The following is a 20,806-nucleotide window of genomic DNA, read 5'->3' on the forward strand; positions in this document are numbered from 1 at the left end:
AAAAACATTAAATACCACCACCATGTCAAGTACAATTAACCGCAGAAACTGGATCAAGTCCAGCGCATTTATGGCCGGGGGACTGGCCTTTTTTTCAGGAACAATTGGTAAGCTGGCAGCCATGCCGGCCCGTGTATTTAAGCCCTTAACCCGCGGCCTAACCGACCAGGAAGCTATTACCAATGCAGGCTTTGAATTAAAAGCAAGGCTCCTGGCCAACGAGAATCCGTTTGGCCCATCGGCTACAGTAAAAAAAGCCATTCAGGATGCCATTGATAAAAGTTATCAGTACCCTTTTATGCAGCTGTCTCAGATTTATGGGAAAATTGCTGCGTATGAAGGTGTAAACTCAAATAATATACTGATGGATGCGGGGTCAACTCCGCTTTTACTTGCTGCTGCCATGCATTTTACTAAGGGGGGTAAAAGCGTAATCACCGGCGATCCTTCATATGATGACCTGCCAGGCAGGGCACAGGCGCTTGAGGGAAAGTGGGTAAAAGTGCCCCTGACCTCCGATTATAAACTTGACCTGGACGCTATGGAAGCGAAGGTTGATGACAATACCGGTTTGGTTTATATATGCAATCCCAATAACCCTACCGCTACTGTGGTTGATACCGAAAAGTTAAAGGCCTTTTGCGAGCGGGTATCAAAAAAAACAACCGTTTTTGTCGATGAGGCTTATATAGATTACCTGCCTGATCCGAAAGCTGTAAGTATGATCAGTTCTGTTAAAGCGGGTAATAATGTGATAGTTGCACGTACCTTTTCAAAACTTTATGGCTTTGCCGGCTTAAGGCTCGGGTATATTATATCACAGCCGGATACCATCAAAACATTTGAAAAATACACTACCCAGGCCTGGAGTATTAGCGCAACTACACTCGCCGCCGCCATAGCTGGTTATCGCGAAGACGCATTTCTGAAAGAAACCCTGGAAAAAACAAATGCTTCTAAGGAGTACCTGTACTCGGTGCTTAAAAAAGAAGGATATGAATATATTCCTTCATCGGCGAACTTTGTCATGTTTCCGCTTAAAATGGATGGCAAAAAATTTGTCGGCGAAATGATGAAGCGCGGCGTAGGTATCCGTAACTGGCAGTTTAACGGCAAAGACTGGTGCCGCGTAAGCATTGGCCGCATGGACGAAATGGAAGCCTTCGCCGATGCGTTTAAACAACTGTCGTAGTTTAGTGATTAGTGGTTGGAGGTTAGAGGTTAGAAACGCAATTATGCTAAACTCCGATCCTTGCTCTTCGGCCACTACATTTCACTAATCTCCAATCACCAACCTCTAATCTCTCAAACAAAGTGCACAAACTAACATTAACACTACTACTAAGCTCTTCATTGTATTTTGCCCAGGCGCAAACTGTAAACCCTCGTCCGCTTACTATGGATGAGTATAAAAAGGCGCAATCATTCACCATCGCTAATTTGGATAATGACACCTACGTTAAATTTGAAAATATCTATGTGCTTGACCGGTACGAAAGCCGTAAACCTTATTTTATAACCGGGGCCGACGGGTTGAAAAAACGTATCGACCTGTATAAACTGGTTGCCAAAGATGGCATGCAGGAAATAGGCCTCATGGTGTTTTATACCAACGAAAAAGGCAAGCTTTACAAAGCCCTCGTGCCCGACTTTACCGCCGATGCCAAGGTTTGGGAGCAGTATTTCCAGGATATTGATAATATCAACAAAGTGGAGCAAAACTTTATCCTGAAGTTGTCGTACGTGCTGTCGAAGGAAGTCAGCTTTCAACAATATAAGGTACTTAACGCCGGCAAGGACCTGAAGGAAGAAGCCGCTACCTATGGCAATGACATCTGTTTCCCGGGTGAAGAACTGGTTACCATGGCCAATGGCGATAAAAAGATGCTTAAAGCCGTGAAAAGTGGCGATGAGGTAATAACAGTTGATCCGTTGACTAAAAAAAGTACCGCTGTAAAGGTAAAAGAGCTTACCATACATGAGGCCAAAAATTATGCTTTAACTCAACTGGTACTGGTGTCGGCCCAAACAAAAAACACAGCCGAAGGCAGGCAGGTAAAACTGAATAGCAAAGTGTTACAGGCTACGCCTAATCACCCTATGTTAACCAAACAGGGTAACATTAAAATAGGAGAGGTAGCAACCGGCCAGGAAGTACTTTGCCTGAACGAGCGAACTGGCAAATATGAAACTTTCACCGTACTGCAAAAAACAGAACACGCGGGCGGGGTACAAAGAGTATATAACATTGTAGCCGATGGCGGCAGTACCCTGCTCATGAATGGTGTAATGGTAATGCAGAAGTAATTCAGTGTTCCCTGTCCCTGCTTTAATCAAACTTAGTGTCCCCTCGGGGTCTCTTGTGGAGTTTAAGTTTACCTATAAAATCAATAGTCAAATTGGGTAATCTTGATAAGTTGAACCCCTCTGCGGTTCGGGTAGGGGTGTGATGTTATTTCTACAAACCTGTTTCCCCTCTGGGGGATTTTACAATTTAATAAATATGTATTAATTGCCCAAGGACAGGTGCAACAAAGGTGCAAAAGGTTTGTAGCTCGTAAAGTTATAGAATGCCCTTTGCCCCAGAGGGGCAAAACATGACGACTTGCTGTTTAAACGACAAGCAATTTTGTGAGCAAACTTAAACTCGTGGAGAAACCTTGAGTTATTCGTAAAATACTTAGTTTCTTAACAATGTCGGCAGCGATGCGTAGTCCGGCCAGGATAACTATCGGGAAACATGCTTCTGTAATAATGAAGTTACCGTGAATAATTCAATCATTTGCTTAAAAATGTTGCAACATTAAAACCAATGGTTTAATTTAGATGACTTAAATATGACAATTATGCCTGTTAACAAAAAATTATTAGTTACACTCGGTCTGCTATCCATAGTAGTGTTTGGCGCCATGACCACAAGTAAACCGCAGGACGAAGGTTTTAAAAATCTTAAAGTACTGCCTAAAAACATTTCGGGCGAGAACCTGCACAAGGTTATGGAAGATTGGGAGCATTCATTAGGCGTACATTGCAACTTTTGCCACGCCCGTAATGAAGAAACTAAAAAGATGGATTGGGCAAGCGATGCCAAGCCTGAAAAAGCAATGGCGCGCGATATGTATAAAATGATGAACAAAATTAACCAGAAGTATTTTCATGCCAAAAAAGATTCTTTAGGCATGATTATGCAAAGCGGTGTTAACTGTAATACCTGTCACCGTGGTACAGCTCATCCTGAGGTTATGGTACCCGACGGAAAAGGTCCGGGTGGTCAGCCTGGCCCGCCGCCTGCTGGCCCTGCTCCGGGCAGCCCTGCGCCAACCAAGCCATAATTAATAAGCGTATTGTTATAAATTAAATGCCTTTGGTAATCCCAGGGGCATTTTTATTTTATAGTGGTTATTATCAGGTAAAGTTTACCTGCAAGTAAAAATTAGGTTAAGAATTATGTATTAAACAGTTGAATATGTATCCTTTTTGGTAGATAGCTTCAAGCTGTGTTCATGAAAAATTCATGCTTGGTAACTATCTTTATACACAATAATAATTCGTTGGTTTTATTTAAAGAATTGCTGGTTGGTTTATGATCAAATTTGCAATGTTGATTTATGAAACCGGGGGACTAATTGTTGTGACCTTTAATATTATCATAATTAATAAATGACTGCTGAGTTTCGGATTAAGCCACAGGAGGCTGTTACTACTACATCAACAAGTTCTGGCGAATTATTAACCTGCCGGAATTGCAAAAGCCGGTTGAGCCGTATCAAACGGAGCAGCCTTGCCAAATTTTTATTGTTGGGTTTACCCTTTAAAAAATATATCTGTTATAAGTGCTCCCGTAAAACCTACAGGTGGGCTCCTAAATAATACTTCAATACTTTTATAAGCATTGGGCATATAGTATCTTTTTGAGTAAATCAATTACATTTGTTTTATGCAGAAAATACTGGTTGCCAACCGCGGTGAAATAGCTTTACGAATTATGCGCTCGGCGCGTGAAATGGGTATTAAAACCGTTGCGGTGTATTCACATGCAGATCGGGATGCGTTACATGTAATCTATGCCGATGAAGCGGTAAATATCGGCGAAGCTCCATCCAGTCAATCCTATCTTGTTGGTGAAAAGATCATAGCTGCATGTAAGCAAACCGGGGCCGACGGTATCCACCCGGGATATGGGTTTTTGAGCGAAAATGCCGGGTTTGCCAGGCTGGTTAAGGATTCGGGACTTATTCTTATCGGCCCCTCGCCTGAGGCTATGGAGGTAATGGGTAACAAGTTATCGGCCAAAGCTGCCGCACTCAAATATCATATCCCCATGGTACCTGGTACGGAGGAAGCTATTACTGATGTTAATGAAGCTAAAAAGCGGGCTATTGAAGTAGGCTTTCCGATATTGATCAAAGCAGCTGCGGGCGGGGGCGGTAAAGGAATGCGGATTGTTGAAAACGCAGATGACTTTGAAGAGCAAATGCAGTTAGCTGTATCTGAAGCTACGTCAGCTTTTGGCGATGGCTCTGTTTTCATTGAGCGCTATGTATCATCCCCCAAACACATCGAGATCCAGGTACTTGGCGATACGCATGGTAATATCGTGCACCTGTTTGAGCGGGATTGTTCGGTACAGCGCCGCCATCAAAAAGTAGTTGAGGAGGCACCATCGGCAATATTAACACCCGGGATCAGGGAAAAGATGGGGCGTTGTGCGGTTGATGTAGCCCGGTCTGTAAATTATACAGGTGCGGGTACGGTTGAGTTTATCATGGATGAAGGGTTGAATTTTTATTTCCTTGAAATGAATACCCGCTTACAGGTTGAACACCCTGTAACTGAAATGATAACCGGCATTGACCTGGTGAAGGAGCAAATCAAAATAGCAAGGGGTGAGGCTATCAGTTTTAAACAGGACGATCTGAAGATTCATGGTCATGCCATCGAACTGCGTGTTTATGCCGAAGATCCGGCCAATAATTTCCTGCCAGATATTGGTACACTGCAAACTTATATAACGCCCAAAGGGCCCGGCGTACGGGTTGACGATGGTTTTGAGCACGGCATGGAGATTCCCATTTATTACGACCCGATGATAGCCAAGCTGATAACCTTTGCGGATACCCGTGCCGAAGCTATTGACCGCATGATAAGGGCTATAGATGAATATCAAATCACCGGTATTACTACCACCCTCGGTTTCGGCCGTTTTGTAATGCAGCATGAAGCTTTTACCTCTGGCAATTTTGATACTCACTTTGTGAGAAAATATTTTACCCCCGAAGTGTTACAGGAAAGCCATGAGGATGAAGCGATAATAGCAGCAATGGTAATGGAGCAGCTTCTGAGCAAAAAGAAAGTCTCAATCACTGCGGCGGTGGAGACAGTGGAAGCCAGCAACTGGATCAAGAACAGGAAGCAGATTTAATGATTGTTGATCGCGGCCAGTTCATCTATCAAAGCTGCCTGAGCAGGGTTGATCTTTATTTTCGCAGTTGCCATGTCAAACCATTCAGCGCGGTCAATTTCATTAAAAGTTTGCTTTTTTCCTGAACGCGGCGGCCATTCTATTTCAAATGTATTGCTTTTGATATTTTCCGGGTTGATGTCACCCTCTACGGCCCAAGCTGATACCATTTTGCCTCCTTTTTGTTTAACAGGGCTTAACGCTATAAAATTCCCGGTTATTTCATGCCCGGTTTCTTCCTGGAATTCACGCTTTGCCGCCATAAGGGGATCTTCATCGGGAAGATATTCACCTTTGGGTACCGACCACGAGCCTTCATCTTTATTTTTAAAGAACGGCCCGCCCGGATGTACAAGAAACACCTGCAAACCAGGAGCTGCTTTGCGGTATAATAAGATCCCTGCGCTTTGCTTTGGCATGTTTAAGATTTAAAGGCAAGTTAATGAAAGCCTTAATTATAATTATTATTTTTGATACAAACGCACCAAACCGATATACAATTATTATGGCAGACAACAGATGGAACAAATTTAAAGTAACTGCTGATGTTGATACGGACGTACGCAGTATGTATGAAGCCTGGGCTACTCCCGAAGGCCTGGAAACCTGGTTTTTGCGTAAAGCTGATTTTTTTGCCATAGCAGGCCGTCAGCGCGAACCGCAGGAATTTATAAAAAAAGAGGATACTTATACCTGGCATTGGCATGGGTTTGATGATACCATTTCTGAAAACGGGCAGGTGCTGGAAGCCAACGGGGCCGATTTTATAAAATTTACTTTTACAGGCGGTAGTATAGTGAGTGTATCTATCACTTGTAAACTGGGCGTTGTTATTGTTGAACTGGCACAGGAAAACATCCCCGAAGAAGCAGACCCCGAAAAAAACCTTTATGTGCAATGCCAACTTGGCTGGACATTTTATCTGGCCAATCTGAAATCGATATTGGAGGGTGGCAAAGATCTACGCAATAAGCGTAAAGACCTGTTTTCAAGTTTCAAATAATTTCATTTACTGCTGACAAACCATACTGTAAAATATTTTAGCTTTGATGCCAATCAAAATAGCCCTTTCAACGGGCCGGGAAGAATATGTTTACAGGAATTATAGAAACTTTAGGTAAGATCACCGATCTGCAGCAGGAAAAAGGCAACCTTAATATTACTGTCGAATCGGCTATATCACATGAACTCAAGATTGATCAATCGGTAGCGCATAATGGCGTATGCCTTACTGTTGTTGCTTTGGCCGATGGTTTGCACGTAGTAACCGCTATCGAAGAAACTTTAAGCAAAACCAATCTTTCCCAACTCAAAGTTGGCGATCCGGTAAACCTGGAGCGCTGCATGCAAATGAACGCCCGGCTTGATGGCCACATTGTGCAGGGCCATGTTGACCAGGTGGCTGTTTGTACCGCGTTTAAAGAACTTGACGGCAGTTGGGAATACACTTTTGAATATGATGCGGCAAGCGGCAACGTAACCGTAGAGAAAGGTTCTATCTGCGTAAATGGCATCAGTCTTACTGTGGTTAATTCGCATGCCAATAGTTTTTCTGTAGCTATTATCCCCTATACATTTGAACATACCAACCTGCACAATGTGCAAGTTGGCAGCCAGGTTAACCTTGAGTTTGACATTATTGGCAAATACGTTGCCCGTTTAATGCAGCGTTAAATCCCTAACGATTTAATACGCTCTTTAGAGTAAGCGATATAAGTTTTTTGTGACTCCTTTGGCTTGCTTGCCAGATACTTTTTATAGTACTTAATAGCTGTTGCCTTATTCTTCAGGTCGGTATCATACAGGGTTGCAAGAGCATAATAGGTAATAGGGTCCGGTTTATAAAGCAAGCTTTTCTGGTAAGCTTGAACTGCATTTTTAAGCTGGTGCAGCCGGTCGTACGAATCACCTTTTTCACTGTAATAGGAACTCACACCTGTAGATATAGCCTCTTCAATGGCCTTATCCAGGTAGATGATAGCTTTTGAATTATTGTGCAGGGCTTTGTAGCTCATGGCTGTATAATAATATGAAGCCTCGGTGCCGGTATTGCTGTCTTCCAATGTTTTAAAAGTTTTAATACAATCCTGGTAGTTGGCGGTCATGTAATAAGAAGTGCCCAGCATGGATACTATGCTCCCTGCTTGTTCACCTGCGTCCAATAGTTTTTTTGCGATGGTAATAGTTGCCGGATACTTTTTTAAGGCATATGATGCCTGGGCCTTGCCTTTCAGCAGCAGCAGGTTGGCTGTGTCGGCAACGAGAGCTTTGTCAATCAGGCTTTCGGCATTATCATATAATTTAAGGTTGATATAAAAAGTTGACAAGTCGTACGCAACATCGGGATTGAGCGGGTTAATGTGATTTGCTTTTTGCAGGTACACAATGCTTTCAGGTATGTCGCCGACATTCTGCGACAGGTCCGCCAGTTGTTTATATACATCGAAGTTAGTTGTATCCTTCAGCAGAATCTTTTTTACATACATCAGCGCCTTTTTATTGTTACCCCGTCTTTTGATGATTTCACTCATATTATACAGGTTAGCGAGGCTGGTAGTATCCGTATCGTAAATCCGCTGATAATAATTTTCAGCATCGGGCAGGCGGGAGGCCATTTTTGAAGTGTAGGCCAGCTTAGTCAATACTTTAAGATCGGTAACAGGCTCGGGATATATTTTTTTGAGGTAATCTGCCGCGTCGGCAAAACGCTGATTTTGATAATAATCAAGCAGGAGCGAATCGTTAGCGATTTGCTGAGCGAGTAATTGCAATACTGATAAGGTAAGGAGCAGGGTTATAAATAGGTTTTTCATAACTAAATATTTAGTTAAACTAAGTTATTAGTTATAGGTGTTAATTCCAAATCTGAAACAATTTTTTATTGGTGTGGTTAAAATGTAAAGTGATACTTAAAACCACACATTATGGATAAGTTAAAGAAATTTGGACTGATGGAAAAAATTGTCCATGAACTGGAAGACTTGAAAAACAGCCAGCAAGCTATTATTGCTAAGTTAACTAAAATAGAAGTTGATAATATCGAACTTGGTGATAAACGCCTTGAAAAAGATCTGCCCGATATGCACCAGCGCGTATCCGAAAACCTGGATACTATTGCAGCCATCCTTGAGGATTTTGCTAATCAAACTGAAAACTTTAGCAATAGCAATAATATCGCAGCCCTGAAAGAGCAGGAAGCTTTAGGAAAATAAGTTAAAAAGAAAATCCCCGGGAAACCGGGGATTTTCTTTTTAATTTTCAAAATTCAAGTCAACGATTTCTCTTCTCCTTTGAAACAGATTTTCAACCTCTTCGTGTTTAACAAAATCGCCCAGCGCAATTTCTTCGTCGGCAAAATCTAATTGCTCATCATAATCTATTTCCTCTATTTCATCTTTCATTATACCAATTTAATGAATAGAAATAAATTTACCATTACTGGTACTGAATATAAATAGGAGCGGGCTTTAAGCTCAATATCTCTTTAGGTGTAAGCATCTTGTGAGGTGCGTTCTTTAAATCATTTTTATAAAAAAGTTTAAAGCCGGTGAACTGAACGGGTTCTTCAGAAATAAAATATTTGTAGGTGCCTTTTTTTAGTTCGGGGCCGCCCCAGCCGTCCATGTCCATCACTACCTGTACTTCGGGCCTTAGTTTAATGTCTTTATAGTTAGTCACCATACGTTTGGTAAAGCGGTGTACTACAAATATTTTTGGCGGCAGGTCATTCTTTTTTACAAGTTTGGCAAGATAGCCTGTTACGTAATTGATATCATCGGCATCAAAAGTACCTATGCGTTTGCCGGGCACGCTGCCTTCTTTCATAGAAAATTCAGGGTCGATACCTAAATGGACGTTTGGCATCTTCATGTATTTTTCCAATAAAGGCAGCTCTGTTTGTACCGTACTGAAGCCAACCTGGATATCTAAAAATACAAGCGCGTTGACACTTTTTGCCCAACTGATCACTGTGTCTATCTGGCTGAATGGCATGCGCAGGTTATGCAAACCGTTACGACCGGCATCGGCTTGGGCTGTTACGCAGATGTAATGTAAGGCCGGTACCACGTTAGTAGCTGTATCAGCCTTTTTCCAGTTTTTAACCTCTTCCTTTAATTTATTGAGCATGGTTTTGCGTGGGTATTGGCCCAGTACGCCCATGTTTTTTGAATAGAGGTTGCCGTAAAAAGCTACAATGCGGTTAAACGGTAAAATAGCACCGGGCAGGGGATACTCTTTCGTTTTCACAGGCCAGCGTCCGCTTTTGTCGCCGTTGGCCAGTTTTTTCATCAGCGAATCGTACTTTAAAGTATCCAGCAATGATGTTTTTGCGGTGGTATCCCGGAAATGTTTGCGGGTCGTAGAACAGGCCGTATTAGCAACGGCAATAAAAATAAACAGGGCTAAAGCAGAAATTGTCCTTTTCAAATTTTAAGATTTTTGACTTAATGAGCAATATCTGTGCCTATTCTATACTCTTACCCTTCATGGCTGTGCTTATAGCCTGGTCCATTAAGCGTTCTGCAAAGGGACGGGTAAACTCGTTAAGCTCATCAATTGTTTTTAGTATCAGGTCTTTATTGCCGCTGGTGAGGGCCTCTTTCAGTTTCTGAACAAGTTTGGTTGTATCAGCAATTTCAGTAACGGAAACGTAGTCGGCATTTTTTTGCAGGAAGCGTTCAACGGTATATACCATTTGCTCTCCTTCGGTACGTGCTTCAATAAGCATCCGCTGGCTTACATCGTCTTTAGCGTGGGTAATGCTGTCCATCAGCATTTGCTCCACCTGCTCGTCGGTAATGCCGTAGGTTGGTTTTACTTCAACTTCCTGCTTTACCCCGGAGCGAAGTTCTATAGCCTGTATGGTAAGGATGCCATCGGCATTCAACAAAAAGTTAATATCAACCTTAGGGAAACCGGCTGGCATAGAAGGGATGCCTTTTAAATCAAACTCGGCCAGTTTACGGTTTTCTTTGATCAGGTCGCGCTCTCCCTGGTAAACGGCAATTTTCATATTTACCTGTCCGTCTATCGACGTGGTGTATTGCCTGCCTCCTTTGGTCGGCACCTTGGAGTTGCGCGGGATGATCACATCCATCAGGCCGCCCATGGTTTCAATACCCAGGGATAGGGGAGTAACATCAAGCAATAAAATATCCTTGCGATTGCCGGCTAAAATATCGGCCTGTATAGCCGCGCCTAAGGCAACTACTTCATCCGGATTCACATCATCATGCACCGGGCGACCGAAAAATTCGGCAACCATGCGTTTAACCAATGCTGTGCGGGTTGAGCCGCCAACCATAACTACTTCATCAATCTGGTCGATGGTTAGTTTGGCATCATTAAGGGCATTCTGACAACTGGTGATAGTTTGCTGTACTTTAGGCAGTATTAGCTGCTCAAAAGTGGTGCGGTCAAGTGTACACCAGATATCGCCTATTTTATCATTAACCAGGCTTTGGTGGGCAAAGGCTTTTTTAGCTTCTTCGGCCTTTAAGCGTAGTTGCTGGGCCAGTTCAGTATTGGCAAGCACTTCGGCTTTATTAAGCTGGTTTTTTTCAATCCAGTAATCAACTATAATGCGGTCAAAATCATCGCCACCTAAAAAGGTATCGCCATTGGTAGATAATACCTCAAAAATACCGTTTTGAATTTGCAGTATGGATACATCAAATGTACCGCCGCCAAGGTCATAAACCGCTATGGTTTTTGTTTCTTCGGGGTTGAGGCCTATCCCATAAGCCAAACTTGCGGCAGTAGGTTCGTTAACTATCCGTAACACATCAAGCCCTGCAAGTTTACCGGCATCACGGGTGGCCTGGCGTTGCGAATCATTAAAGTATGCAGGAACAGTGATCACAGCGCGGTTAACCGGGGTTTTAAGGGCATGTTCGGCCCGGGCCTTAAGTTCTTTCAATATCTGGGCCGATAGCTCGATAGGGGTATAGAATTTATCACCTACTTTGATCTTTACCAGGCTCTCAGTATCATCGTCAATAACTTTATAGCTAAAAAAGTCTTTGTAGTTTTCAATATCGTGGTAACTGCGGCCCAGCAAACGTTTAACCGAAAAGATGGTGTTTTGCGGATCGGTTATCAGAAACTCTTTTGCCTCATTACCTACCAGCACATCGCCTGCGTCGCCAAAATGAACTACAGAGGGTACCAATACACCTTTACCTGCATCATTAATTACCTGCGGGTTTTTATCAGGGTTGATGAATGCTACCAGCGAGTTAGTGGTACCCAGATCGATGCCTACAATGATCTCTTCTTTTTGTAATGAGCCTGTTGCCAGGTTGATAGAAACTTTAGCCATTATATTAAGTTAACAAAGGGCAAATGTACTTAGTTTTGGCTGAGGATATGTCTTCTCAATCTCTAATTTGTTAAGTTTTGTGCGTTTTGTAACATCATTATGGGTTAAACCTTTATTTCATTAGGCTGACAAACAAATAAGCTTAACACCGCTTTATCCCAGTAATACCCTAAATAAATTATTATGAAAAATCGTGAATTAGGAGCATCAGGCATATCAACAGCGCCCTTGGTTTTTGGCGGGAATGTGTTTGGATGGACTGTTAAAGGTAAGGATACAACTCTTTTACTGGATGCATTTGTAGATGCCGGTTTTAACACTATCGATACCGCTGATGTTTACTCGCGCTGGGTTGAGGGCAATAAAGGCGGCGAGTCGGAAGCCGAAATTGGTAACTGGCTTAAGCAAAGCGGCAAACGCGATAAAGTAGCTATAGCCACTAAAGTAGGTGCCGAAATGGATTCGGGCAGTAAAGGCCTTAAAAAGGATTACATTATTAAATCGGCCGAGGCTTCATTAAAGCGCTTGCAAACTGATTATATAGACTTGTATCAAACCCATTACGACGACCCCTCAACCCCGGTTGAAGAAACCCTGCGCGCTTATGATCAACTGGTGCAGGATGGTAAGGTGAGGGCTATAGGAACTTCCAATATGTCTGTGGAGCGTTTGCATGAGTCGCTCAAAACGAGTGTTGAAAAAGGCCTGATAACTTATCAAACGCTTCAACCCGAATATAACCTGTTCGACAGGGAAAAATATGAAACCACTTACGAGCCTTTTTAAAGAGCAGAGCCTTGGGGTGATCAGTTATTTTTCGTTGGCCAGCGGCTTTTTAAGCGGCAAATACCGTTCGGAAGCCGACCTGAAGGGCAGCAGCCGCGCCGGGATGGTAAAAAAATATCTTAACCAAAGGGGCTACAGAATATTAAAAGCACTGGATGACCTTGCCGGGCAGTATAAAACCAGCCAGTCGACAATCGCACTGGCCTGGTTAATTGCAAGGCCTGGTATTACAGCACCCATTGTTAGTGCCACCAGTTTGGAGCAACTTACTGATCTTTTTGAATCAGCCACTTTGAAATTAAGTAATGAAGCTATTGAGGTGCTGAATATCGCCAGCGCTTATTAAATATTAATTTATATTTAACTATATATAACCATGGGCTTTTCAAATGAAGGGTGCGCTGTTGGTTTTAACTGTCGGGTTAACATTTTAAAGACTGATTTTGAATTACTTAATAATTATATTGTTTTTTTAATTTAATTATTAAACAATAATATCCTGTTTTTTATCTTTTTAAACACTAAAGTTTTAAATATTTCCTAAAAAATAGTTTATTTACTAAACCGAACTCCCTGTTTTTGAGTATAAAGAGTTCCCTCTAATTAATTTTTTATTTTAAATGGAAAAGCTTAAGCGGATTATTGGCTATGGGATGCCTGATTTGTCGCTGGAGAACAAGCTGTTTAATGCGCTCTCATTATTCATTTGTGCCAGCAGCATTTTTTCGCTGATCTGCAATTTGTTTTTAGGTTTAAGTTATAAACTCGAACTTGTTGAGCTTTTTGTGATCCTGATGTCGGGCTGGGCTTTTTACAGGAGCAGGTTTGTCAGGTATAAAGAGGATGTAGCCGTTATTTACATTTGCTTTGGGTTGGCCGCAATTATTCCGGGTTGGTTTTACAATGGTGGTATCACCGGATCAACAACGCTTTCGGGTGTCTTTTTTATTGTGCTCATAACCCTGCTTGTAAAAAAGCGATACCATTATATTTTTATTGGAGCGCTAATAGCTATATTTTTAGGGTGCTACTTTATTGAAAAACATTTTCCTGGTTTAGTACAGCCTTATGATAGCACGGCGTCAAAGGAATCTGACCTCATCACATCGGCTGTAGTAAACATATTGACTGTTGGGCTGCTGGTAGGTTTTATTAAAAAAAGCCACGAAACCGATAAGCGCGACCTGATTCGTAAAAGTGAAGAGTTACAAGCTTCACAAATCGAACTTTCGGCCTCACGTGATCAGGCTGAGGCGGCTACGTTTGCCAAATCGAATTTCCTGGCCAATATGAGTCATGAAATTCGTACGCCACTTAACGGTATCATCGGTACCGCCCAACTGCTATCCCGTACCAATTTACAGCCCGAGCAGCAGGAACTGCTTCAAACTTTACAATCGAGCAGTAATTTACTGATCAACATCATCAGTGATATTCTCGATATTTCAAAGATCGAAGCCGATAAACTAATCCTTCACCCGGTTTCAACGCATTTGCGTAGCTGCATAAAAACAGTTATTGAAATTACCGAACCGGCCATTACTTCCCTTCACAAACCCCTAAGCTTAACATATGATGTTGACGCTAATGTGGCAAACTATGTAATAGCAGATGAGGGCAGGCTTCAGCAAATCCTGGTTAATTTGATCGGCAATGCCATTAAGTTTACCGACGAAGGTTCGGTAAGTTTACGCGTCACAGCATCTGAGATCAGGAACAACGTCCAGGACATAACCTTTAGCATCAAAGATGACGGGATTGGCATAAGTGAAGAGGCATTAGCACAGTTATTTAAGCCATTTACGCAGGTAAATACTACCGCTTTGCGCAAATACGGCGGTACGGGGCTGGGCTTATCCATTTGCAAAAAACTTGTGGAGATGATGCATGGCAGGATCTGGGTAGAAAGTAAGGAAGCCCAGGGTTCATTATTTAGCTTTACCTTGCCTTTACATGTTACCTATAGCATTATCGAACCGGAGATGCAACCGGATGTAAAGGAAGCCTTTCAATACCGGCCTTTACGCATTTTATTAGCCGAGGATAATAAAATGAACCAGTTAATAGCCAGTAAGATTTTTAAAAAGGTTGGTTATAATATTGATATTGCCGAAAATGGACTGGCCGCGGTTAATATGGTTGAGCAGTGTAACTACGATCTGATATTTATGGATATTCAAATGCCCGAAATGGATGGTTTACAGGCCACCCGCCATATATTAACTAAGCACGGTAAGGGGGCTCCGCCTATTATCGCCATGACAGCCAATGTGCTTAGCGAAAATGAACGTGAATGCAGCCAGGCCGGTATGAAAGATTTTGTAAGTAAACCTTTTACTTTTGAGCGCCTGGAAGATATCATCCAAAAATGGACGTGATTTATCACAAACTTGTCAATCGTTGATTAGTACCATATAAAATAAAAATAGTACCATTAAGGGAGAGGGTATTGTGTGTAGTTTTGTGACATGTTACAAAGCATTCCAACAATTGATATTTGCACACTTGCCGATGATATAAAGCAGGATGAGGTCCTGATCAGCAGGTTTGCGCCTTACCTGGATGCCCACAAAAACCTTTTCTTCCCGCACCGTCACTCGTTTTATCACCTGGTATTGTTTACCGATGGCGGTGGTTCGCATACCATAGATTTTGAAAGCTTTGAGGTAAAACCAGGTCAGATTTACTTTATGACCCCCGGTCAGGTGCATTCATGGGATTTTGAAGGTTTTACCGATGGTTATATCATTAATTTTTCAAGCTCCTTTATCCAGTCGTTTTTATTACGGTCGGGGTATTTTGACAACTTTTACTTTTTGAACGGTAACCCGAAGGATGAGGTGATTGATTTACCTGCAGATCAGTTACAGGTGATAATTTCCCTTTTTGAAAAAATATTAGCCGAAGTTGAAAAACCGGCCGCCTTAGGCAGCGACATGGTTAAACTGCTTATGCTGCAGATTTTTATCCTCATCAACCGTTGCGGGGGAAAGAGCGACAACTTCGGGAAACAGGGCTATAATCAAACCCTGATCCGAAATTTTCAAAAACTGATCGAGCAGCATTATATCCATGTAAAACTCCCTAAAGATTATGCAGAACTGCTTTATATCACCCCCAATCATTTAAACGCGGTATGCAAAGATGTGCTTGGCCTGTCGGCAGGAGAGGTGATCCGTAACCGTACTTTGCTTGAAGCAAAAAGGTTATTAACCAATCCGAGGCTTAATATCAGCGAGATTGCTTTTAACCTTAATTTTAGCGATAATTCCTATTTTACTAAGTTCTTTAAAAAAATTGAAGGCATTACCCCCGAAGAGTTCAGAAAAAAAACCTTAAATAATAAATCATAACAATATGGAAACCCCTAAATATAAATTATCCGCCTGGTCTGCCTTTGTAAACGCTAAATGTCCGCGTTGCAGGCGCGGCGATCTGTTTGCTACCGGTATGTATGAATTTAAAGGACAGGAGATGCATAAAACATGTTCACACTGCGGCCTGGTGTATGAGCGTGAACCCGGTTATTTTTACGTCGCCATGTTTGCCAGTTATGCGCTTAACGTTGCTGAGATGGTTACACTGGCAGTTGCTATCAGCGTTTTAACAGGCAGCAGTAACCCCTGGTTGTATGTAACTATTATTTTAGGGGTAGCGGTAGTTTTAGCGCCATTTAATTTCAGGTATTCAAGAGTGATGCTTTTGCACTGGCTTACACCGGGCTTACATTATCATCCGGAGATGAGCGAGGATAAAACGGAATAATTTAATTGATTGAAATACATACAGATGCCCTTGATTAAAAAATTAAGGGCATTTTCATTTAAACCAAAATCCGCAGCTACAGTCATAATAATAACAAGCTTAATTTATATAAATTAAATAAGTGCTTGAAATTAAGCTGTTTATAATTACTTAAAATCTATTATCATGAAAGCGAAACTTAAATCACTGAAAGCCGATCTATATAATGTATTTGTAGTTGGAAATGCCGATGACAGACAATTGGCAAAAGCATATTTTTTGTTGGCTATCCCTTTATTCGCGATATTTTTTGGCCTGGGCTCATTTCCCAAATTCTGATCATAAAAAAACAGTCGGAGCATTCTGCGGCGACTGTTTACAACTGTTTCTAACTAATTAACTAACTATTAAACTAAATTATTTTTCGATTGGGTTAAGGCCCAGGTAATTTGCAGCCATAAATAAATTGTTATTGATTTTGTGCCAGGCCTGGTGGCTGCCGCTTGTATACCGGTTTAAAACATCATGGTAATAAGAATCCGAGAATGTCAACCGGGTGTTTATTTCTGAATTATACAATGAATCTTTGCCTAAGTAGATGCCGCTGCGTTGCGCAGGTTTGTCGAGTTTTTTTTCGGGCGTTGAGGCAAACATATTGGCACAAGCTACTAAAATGAGAGACGCCGCGACCAAAACAAGAAAATGGTAGAATAATTTCATAAGCAAGGTATAAGTTTTTAAAAGATGCCTCCGGATGTTCAGAAACACATTATGCTCCAAAAGTAACCAACGCTTTATAAAAAATAATCAGGGATTTCACCGTTTTGCGTACGTAGTTTTACGCAATTTTTAATAGATCTGAGTGAATAGTTAAATGTAGGGAGAAAATTTGATATAACATTGATATTTCTGCAAAAAAAATTAAAACCTTTTATCGGGGAGTAATCAAAGGCTTTCTCTTATAAATAAACATCAATGTGATAGCCGGCAGGGGTAAAAACATTACTTTTGCCGGCGATATGAATGATTCGCTTAAAAATAAATACGACAGCATAATTTTTGATCTTGATGGTACCCTTTGGGATAGTACCGCCAATGTGGCTCTTGCATGGCAGGCAGCTTTAAGCAAGGTAGATTATATTCAGGAAGAAATGACGCAGGAACGTGTGCGTTCCATCACCGGAATGACCTACGATGCCATTTTTGATAAATTATTCCCGGAACTAAATATTGAGCAACGTAAAGAAGTACAATCGCTCTGTGCTGTAAGTGAGCTGGAAATATTACATACCAAAGGAGGGGAGCTGTACCCCGGGTTAGAAGAAACGCTTAAATATCTTGCCGCAAACTATAAGCTTTATATTGTAAGCAATTGCCAAAACGGTTATATCGAACTGTTTTTGGATCTGAACCAATTGCATGGCCATTTTCTTGGGCATCAGTGTTTTGGCACAAAAGGAAACCCTAAGGCCGATAATATCAAAGATGTGGTTAACGACCACCAATTGAAAGCTCCGGTTTATGTAGGTGATACCATGGGCGATTACAATGCCGCCAAACAAGCCGGTGTACCTTTTATTTTTGCAAATTATGGTTTTGGCGTTGTGCCTGATGGCATGATAGCAACTATCAGTAATTTTGCCGGGCTTAAAGAGCTGCTTTAAAATTATTGTGTTTTAATCATATTAGGGTTGAATAGTTGTTAGCTCATTACCCGGAAAGGTAATGCAGTAAATTATTATATATAATTAACCGACTTTCACAATCGGCTTGCCGGCTTGGCTTTGTGTGTTCTGCTTTAAGCTTTCGTATAATGATAATCTTATTGTAAAACAATTTTCAGCTTTTGCCATTGTACTTTCAGCTTTACGGCTAAAAAGTTAATTTAGTAAAATGAAGTTTATCAAATATCTGCCGGTAGCTATATTACTTGTTTTTTTTGTATCCTGTAAACCCCAAACCAAATCAATGCAGGTGCCTGTAGTTGGTTTTGTTGATGCTTTTGAAGATGCCACCATATCACAGGCCCGCAAAGGTTTTACTGATGCTTTGAACAAAAATGGTTTCAGCGAAGAAAAGAAAACCGTTCAGATTGAATACAGCAATGCCCAGGGTGATATCCCAACGCTTACGCAAATCGTCAACCACTTTGTTACTGATAGTGTAAACCTGCTGGCAACTTGTACAACATTATCAACAGTAACAGCGCTTCAGAAAACAAAATATATTCCGGTTTTTGCCATGGTATCCCCAACTGCCGAACGGATGAAGGTAGTTGATGCCAGCGGGAAAGCACCCGCCAACCTTTTTGGTGCGGTAGAAGAGTTAAACTATATTGATACATCGTTTAGCATTATTCCCAAACTGCTTAAGCCTAAAGGCGCAAAACTGGTTATCGGGATGATCTATAATCAGTCGGAGCCGCAATCGGCCGATGCTTTAAACCGTATTAAATCATTGGCCGCAGGGCTAAACGTTGATATTGTAGCGCTTCCGTTAAATACCTCTGCCGATGCGCAGTTGGTTACGCAGTCGCTGCTAAGTAAAAACATCGACGCCTTTTTTGCTAACCCGGACAATACCGTTTTTGCATCTTTTGAAACCATCCTGAAAAATTGTAATCAAAAAAACATCCCGATTTTTACAAGCGAAGCAGGTTTGGTACAACGTGGAGCCGTAGCTGCTTTTGGGGCTGATATTTATCAATGGGGGTACCAGGCCGGCGAGCAGGCAGCCCAATTTCTTAAAACTCATAAAACCGATGGCCTGCAACCCGAAATGGTAAAGGTCAGAAAGAGGGTATATAACCCGGCTGCTGCTAAAAAATACAATATTACCATTCCGCCAAATTTTGAGCCTGTAAAATAAATGGATTTTTACCTTACCGCTTTACTGCAGGGCCTGTGCTTTTCGGCCATAGCGCTGGGGATTTATATATCCATGAAAATCTTCAATATTCCGGATATCACAACCGATGGCAGTTATACACTGGGTGGTGTGGTTACGGCAGTATTGCTGACCAATCATCAGCCTGCCTATGTTATTTTACCTGCTGTGATTTTGGCAGGCGCAGCAGCGGGGGCGCTTACCGGTATTATTCATACCAAATTAAAGATCAATGCACTGCTGGCCGGCATCCTGGTCATGACGGCGCTTTACTCGGTTAACCTTACTATTTTAGGCCGCTCAAATTTACCGCTTATCAATTTGCCTTCGTTATTTACCATAGTAAATGTTGTGAGCGACCCCAATCAAAATACATTCTGGATCCTTGCCATTTTTGTTATCGTGATCACTTTTTTGATCGGCTACCTGCTCAAAACCGATTTTGGCATAGCCATGCGGGCTACAGGTAACAGTGAATCCATGATCCGTTCATTAGGCGTAAATACCGACAGGATGAAGATTACCGGGCTGGCACTGGCCAACGCGCTCACGGCTTTGAGCGGTTACCTGGTAGCCCAGTTCCAGGGTTTTGCAGATATCAGCATGGGTATTGGGATTGTGATAGTAGGGTTAGGATCGGTGATCATTGCCGAAACATTAATTAACTGGTTTAAGCTTACCTCGGTATGGTTAAGTCTGGTATTGGTATTAGCAGGGGCAGTGATATTTCAGGTGGTTTTGGCGTTTACACTCTCAGTTGGTGTCGACCCTAAATTACTTAAAATAGTTACTGCCGGTTTTGTGCTGGTAATTGTAAGCCTGCCGCGTTTATCCTTATTAAGATCATCATGATAACGATAACCGACGTACATAAAACATTTAATAAAGGTAAAGCCAACCAGGTAAAGGCGGTTAATGGCATTACACTGGAGATCAAAGACGGTGAGTTTTTGGTGATAGTTGGTTCGAATGGCTCAGGCAAGACCACGATGCTTAATTTAATTGCCGGTAGCGTATCGCCCGATAACGGCACTATAAGTATCGACGGTAACGATGTAACCAACATGCCTGATTACAAACGCAGCCGGTGGATTGCAAGGGTATTTCAAAACCCCTTGAGTGGTACAGCTCCTGATTTGAGCATTTTGGATAATTTCCGGCTGGCATCGATCCGCACAAAAAGAAAAGGTTTATCCGTTGGGATAAATGACACTTTTAAAAAACAGGTTCAGGAAAAAGTAGCCGGCCTTGGCATGGGTTTGCAGGATAAGATAGACCAACCGATGGGTACTTTATCGGGCGGGCAGCGGCAGGCGCTTACCCTGCTGATGAGTGTAATGGACAGTTGCAAGGTTTTACTGCTCGATGAACCCACGGCAGCCCTCGACCCACGTTCGGCCGATGTAGTAATGCGGACGGCTGATACACTGATCCGCGATTTTAATTTAACGGCGGTATTCATTACGCATAATTTGAAGGATGCTTTTAATTATGGCACACGAATAATACAAATGGGCGAAGGGTTGATTATTAATGACTTATCGGGTACGGCCAAAGCTTCTTTAAAACAAAACGACTTGTTCGACTGGTTTGCATAAAAATTGGCA

The 20,806-nt window shown here is 41.9% G+C and carries 23 protein-coding genes; 17 read left to right on the forward strand and 6 right to left on the reverse strand.

Annotated elements, in window-relative coordinates; translation table 11 throughout:
- Positions 1 to 22: 22 nt before the first annotated feature.
- From MusilaSJ_RS00110 to accC, 4 genes are all read left to right on the forward strand, one after another.
- Entirely contained in the window at positions 23 to 1,192 is a 1,170-nt protein-coding gene (locus tag MusilaSJ_RS00110; protein ID WP_274988057.1) for a pyridoxal phosphate-dependent aminotransferase, read from the forward strand.
- Positions 1,193 to 1,314: 122 nt separating this feature from the next.
- Positions 1,315 to 2,307, forward strand: a complete 993-nt coding sequence (locus MusilaSJ_RS00115) for a Hint domain-containing protein (RefSeq protein WP_274988058.1) — start codon at positions 1,315 to 1,317, stop codon at positions 2,305 to 2,307.
- A 539-nt stretch (positions 2,308 to 2,846) separates the two neighbouring features.
- Positions 2,847 to 3,332, forward strand: a complete 486-nt coding sequence (locus MusilaSJ_RS00120; RefSeq protein ID WP_274988059.1) for a c-type cytochrome — start codon at positions 2,847 to 2,849, stop codon at positions 3,330 to 3,332.
- 605 nt (positions 3,333 to 3,937) lie between these two features.
- Positions 3,938 to 5,422, forward strand: a complete 1,485-nt coding sequence (gene accC / locus MusilaSJ_RS00125; RefSeq protein WP_274988060.1) for an acetyl-CoA carboxylase biotin carboxylase subunit — start codon at positions 3,938 to 3,940, stop codon at positions 5,420 to 5,422.
- On the opposite strand, the gene MusilaSJ_RS00130 is transcribed toward accC, so the two are convergent.
- Positions 5,419 to 5,880, reverse strand: a complete 462-nt coding sequence (locus MusilaSJ_RS00130) for an NUDIX hydrolase (RefSeq protein ID WP_274988061.1) — start codon at positions 5,878 to 5,880, stop codon at positions 5,419 to 5,421. The genes accC and MusilaSJ_RS00130 overlap by 4 nt on opposite strands.
- 86 nt (positions 5,881 to 5,966) lie before the next feature.
- Here MusilaSJ_RS00130 and MusilaSJ_RS00135 point away from each other — a divergent pair, with 86 nt between their 5' ends.
- Both MusilaSJ_RS00135 and MusilaSJ_RS00140 read left to right on the forward strand, forming a co-directional pair.
- Positions 5,967 to 6,464, forward strand: coding sequence for an SRPBCC family protein (locus tag MusilaSJ_RS00135; RefSeq protein WP_274988062.1), 498 nt, complete (start codon positions 5,967 to 5,969; stop codon positions 6,462 to 6,464).
- Between the two features lie 86 nt (positions 6,465 to 6,550).
- Entirely contained in the window at positions 6,551 to 7,135 is a 585-nt protein-coding gene (locus MusilaSJ_RS00140) for a riboflavin synthase (protein ID WP_274988063.1), read from the forward strand.
- Here the strand turns inward: MusilaSJ_RS00140 and MusilaSJ_RS00145 are convergent.
- Positions 7,132 to 8,274 (reverse strand): tetratricopeptide repeat protein, encoded by a 1,143-nt coding sequence (locus tag MusilaSJ_RS00145; protein ID WP_274988064.1) that lies wholly within the window; start codon positions 8,272 to 8,274, stop codon positions 7,132 to 7,134. The genes MusilaSJ_RS00140 and MusilaSJ_RS00145 overlap by 4 nt on opposite strands.
- A 111-nt stretch (positions 8,275 to 8,385) precedes the next feature.
- Between MusilaSJ_RS00145 and MusilaSJ_RS00150 the strand changes: the two genes are divergently transcribed.
- Entirely contained in the window at positions 8,386 to 8,673 is a 288-nt protein-coding gene (locus MusilaSJ_RS00150) for a hypothetical protein (protein WP_090527010.1), read from the forward strand.
- A gap of 39 nt (positions 8,674 to 8,712) precedes the next feature.
- Here the strand turns inward: MusilaSJ_RS00150 and MusilaSJ_RS00155 are convergent, their stop codons facing one another.
- Genes MusilaSJ_RS00155 through hscA form a run of 3 tightly spaced genes read right to left on the reverse strand, consistent with a single transcriptional unit; the run spans position 8,713 to position 11,783 of the window.
- Complete coding sequence (locus MusilaSJ_RS00155; protein ID WP_274988065.1) at positions 8,713 to 8,862, reverse strand: hypothetical protein; 150 nt, start codon at positions 8,860 to 8,862, stop codon at positions 8,713 to 8,715.
- 34 nt (positions 8,863 to 8,896) lie between these two features.
- On the reverse strand, positions 8,897 to 9,889 hold the full coding sequence (locus tag MusilaSJ_RS00160) for a hypothetical protein (protein WP_274988066.1): 993 nt from the start codon (positions 9,887 to 9,889) through the stop codon (positions 8,897 to 8,899).
- Positions 9,890 to 9,926: 37 nt separating this feature from the next.
- The gene (gene hscA / locus MusilaSJ_RS00165; protein ID WP_274988067.1) at positions 9,927 to 11,783 is read right to left on the reverse strand and encodes a Fe-S protein assembly chaperone HscA; all 1,857 of its coding nucleotides are present in this window, start codon (positions 11,781 to 11,783) and stop codon (positions 9,927 to 9,929) included.
- Between the two features lie 183 nt (positions 11,784 to 11,966).
- Here hscA and MusilaSJ_RS00170 point away from each other — a divergent pair, with 183 nt between their 5' ends.
- The 6 genes from MusilaSJ_RS00170 to MusilaSJ_RS00195 all read left to right on the forward strand — a co-directional run bounded on the left by MusilaSJ_RS00170 (position 11,967) and on the right by MusilaSJ_RS00195 (position 16,652).
- Positions 11,967 to 12,569, forward strand: a complete 603-nt coding sequence (locus MusilaSJ_RS00170) for an aldo/keto reductase (protein WP_274988068.1) — start codon at positions 11,967 to 11,969, stop codon at positions 12,567 to 12,569.
- Positions 12,544 to 12,915, forward strand: a complete 372-nt coding sequence (locus MusilaSJ_RS00175) for an aldo/keto reductase (RefSeq protein ID WP_274988069.1) — start codon at positions 12,544 to 12,546, stop codon at positions 12,913 to 12,915. Before MusilaSJ_RS00170 ends, MusilaSJ_RS00175 begins: the two co-directional genes overlap by 26 nt.
- A gap of 274 nt (positions 12,916 to 13,189) precedes the next feature.
- Entirely contained in the window at positions 13,190 to 14,947 is a 1,758-nt protein-coding gene (locus tag MusilaSJ_RS00180) for an ATP-binding protein (protein WP_274988070.1), read from the forward strand.
- 90 nt (positions 14,948 to 15,037) lie between these two features.
- Positions 15,038 to 15,922 carry an AraC family transcriptional regulator gene (locus MusilaSJ_RS00185; protein ID WP_274988071.1) on the forward strand — a complete coding sequence of 295 codons (885 nt, stop codon included), beginning with the start codon at positions 15,038 to 15,040 and terminating at the stop codon, positions 15,920 to 15,922.
- A 4-nt stretch (positions 15,923 to 15,926) separates the two neighbouring features.
- On the forward strand, positions 15,927 to 16,334 hold the full coding sequence (locus MusilaSJ_RS00190; protein ID WP_274988072.1) for a DUF983 domain-containing protein: 408 nt from the start codon (positions 15,927 to 15,929) through the stop codon (positions 16,332 to 16,334).
- Between the two features lie 165 nt (positions 16,335 to 16,499).
- Positions 16,500 to 16,652, forward strand: a complete 153-nt coding sequence (locus MusilaSJ_RS00195) for a hypothetical protein (protein WP_167516102.1) — start codon at positions 16,500 to 16,502, stop codon at positions 16,650 to 16,652.
- A 78-nt stretch (positions 16,653 to 16,730) separates the two neighbouring features.
- Here the strand turns inward: MusilaSJ_RS00195 and MusilaSJ_RS00200 are convergent, their stop codons facing one another.
- On the reverse strand, positions 16,731 to 17,033 hold the full coding sequence (locus MusilaSJ_RS00200) for a hypothetical protein (protein ID WP_274988073.1): 303 nt from the start codon (positions 17,031 to 17,033) through the stop codon (positions 16,731 to 16,733).
- Positions 17,034 to 17,290: 257 nt separating this feature from the next.
- On the opposite strand from MusilaSJ_RS00200, the gene MusilaSJ_RS00205 reads away from it, so the two are divergent.
- The 4 genes from MusilaSJ_RS00205 to MusilaSJ_RS00220 all read left to right on the forward strand — a co-directional run bounded on the left by MusilaSJ_RS00205 (position 17,291) and on the right by MusilaSJ_RS00220 (position 20,797).
- Positions 17,291 to 17,977, forward strand: coding sequence for an HAD family hydrolase (locus MusilaSJ_RS00205; RefSeq protein WP_274988074.1), 687 nt, complete (start codon positions 17,291 to 17,293; stop codon positions 17,975 to 17,977).
- A gap of 229 nt (positions 17,978 to 18,206) precedes the next feature.
- Positions 18,207 to 19,181, forward strand: a complete 975-nt coding sequence (locus MusilaSJ_RS00210; RefSeq protein WP_274988075.1) for an ABC transporter substrate-binding protein — start codon at positions 18,207 to 18,209, stop codon at positions 19,179 to 19,181.
- Positions 19,182 to 20,051: an ABC transporter permease gene (locus tag MusilaSJ_RS00215; RefSeq protein WP_274988076.1), complete on the forward strand. Its 870-nt coding sequence runs from the start codon at positions 19,182 to 19,184 to the stop codon at positions 20,049 to 20,051.
- Positions 20,048 to 20,797: an ABC transporter ATP-binding protein gene (locus tag MusilaSJ_RS00220; RefSeq protein ID WP_274988077.1), complete on the forward strand. Its 750-nt coding sequence runs from the start codon at positions 20,048 to 20,050 to the stop codon at positions 20,795 to 20,797. Before MusilaSJ_RS00215 ends, MusilaSJ_RS00220 begins: the two co-directional genes overlap by 4 nt.
- Positions 20,798 to 20,806 lie beyond the last annotated feature (9 nt).

Origin of the sequence: Mucilaginibacter sp. SJ (genome assembly GCF_028993635.1) — a bacterium.
Taxonomy (GTDB): Bacteria; Bacteroidota; Bacteroidia; order Sphingobacteriales; family Sphingobacteriaceae; genus Mucilaginibacter.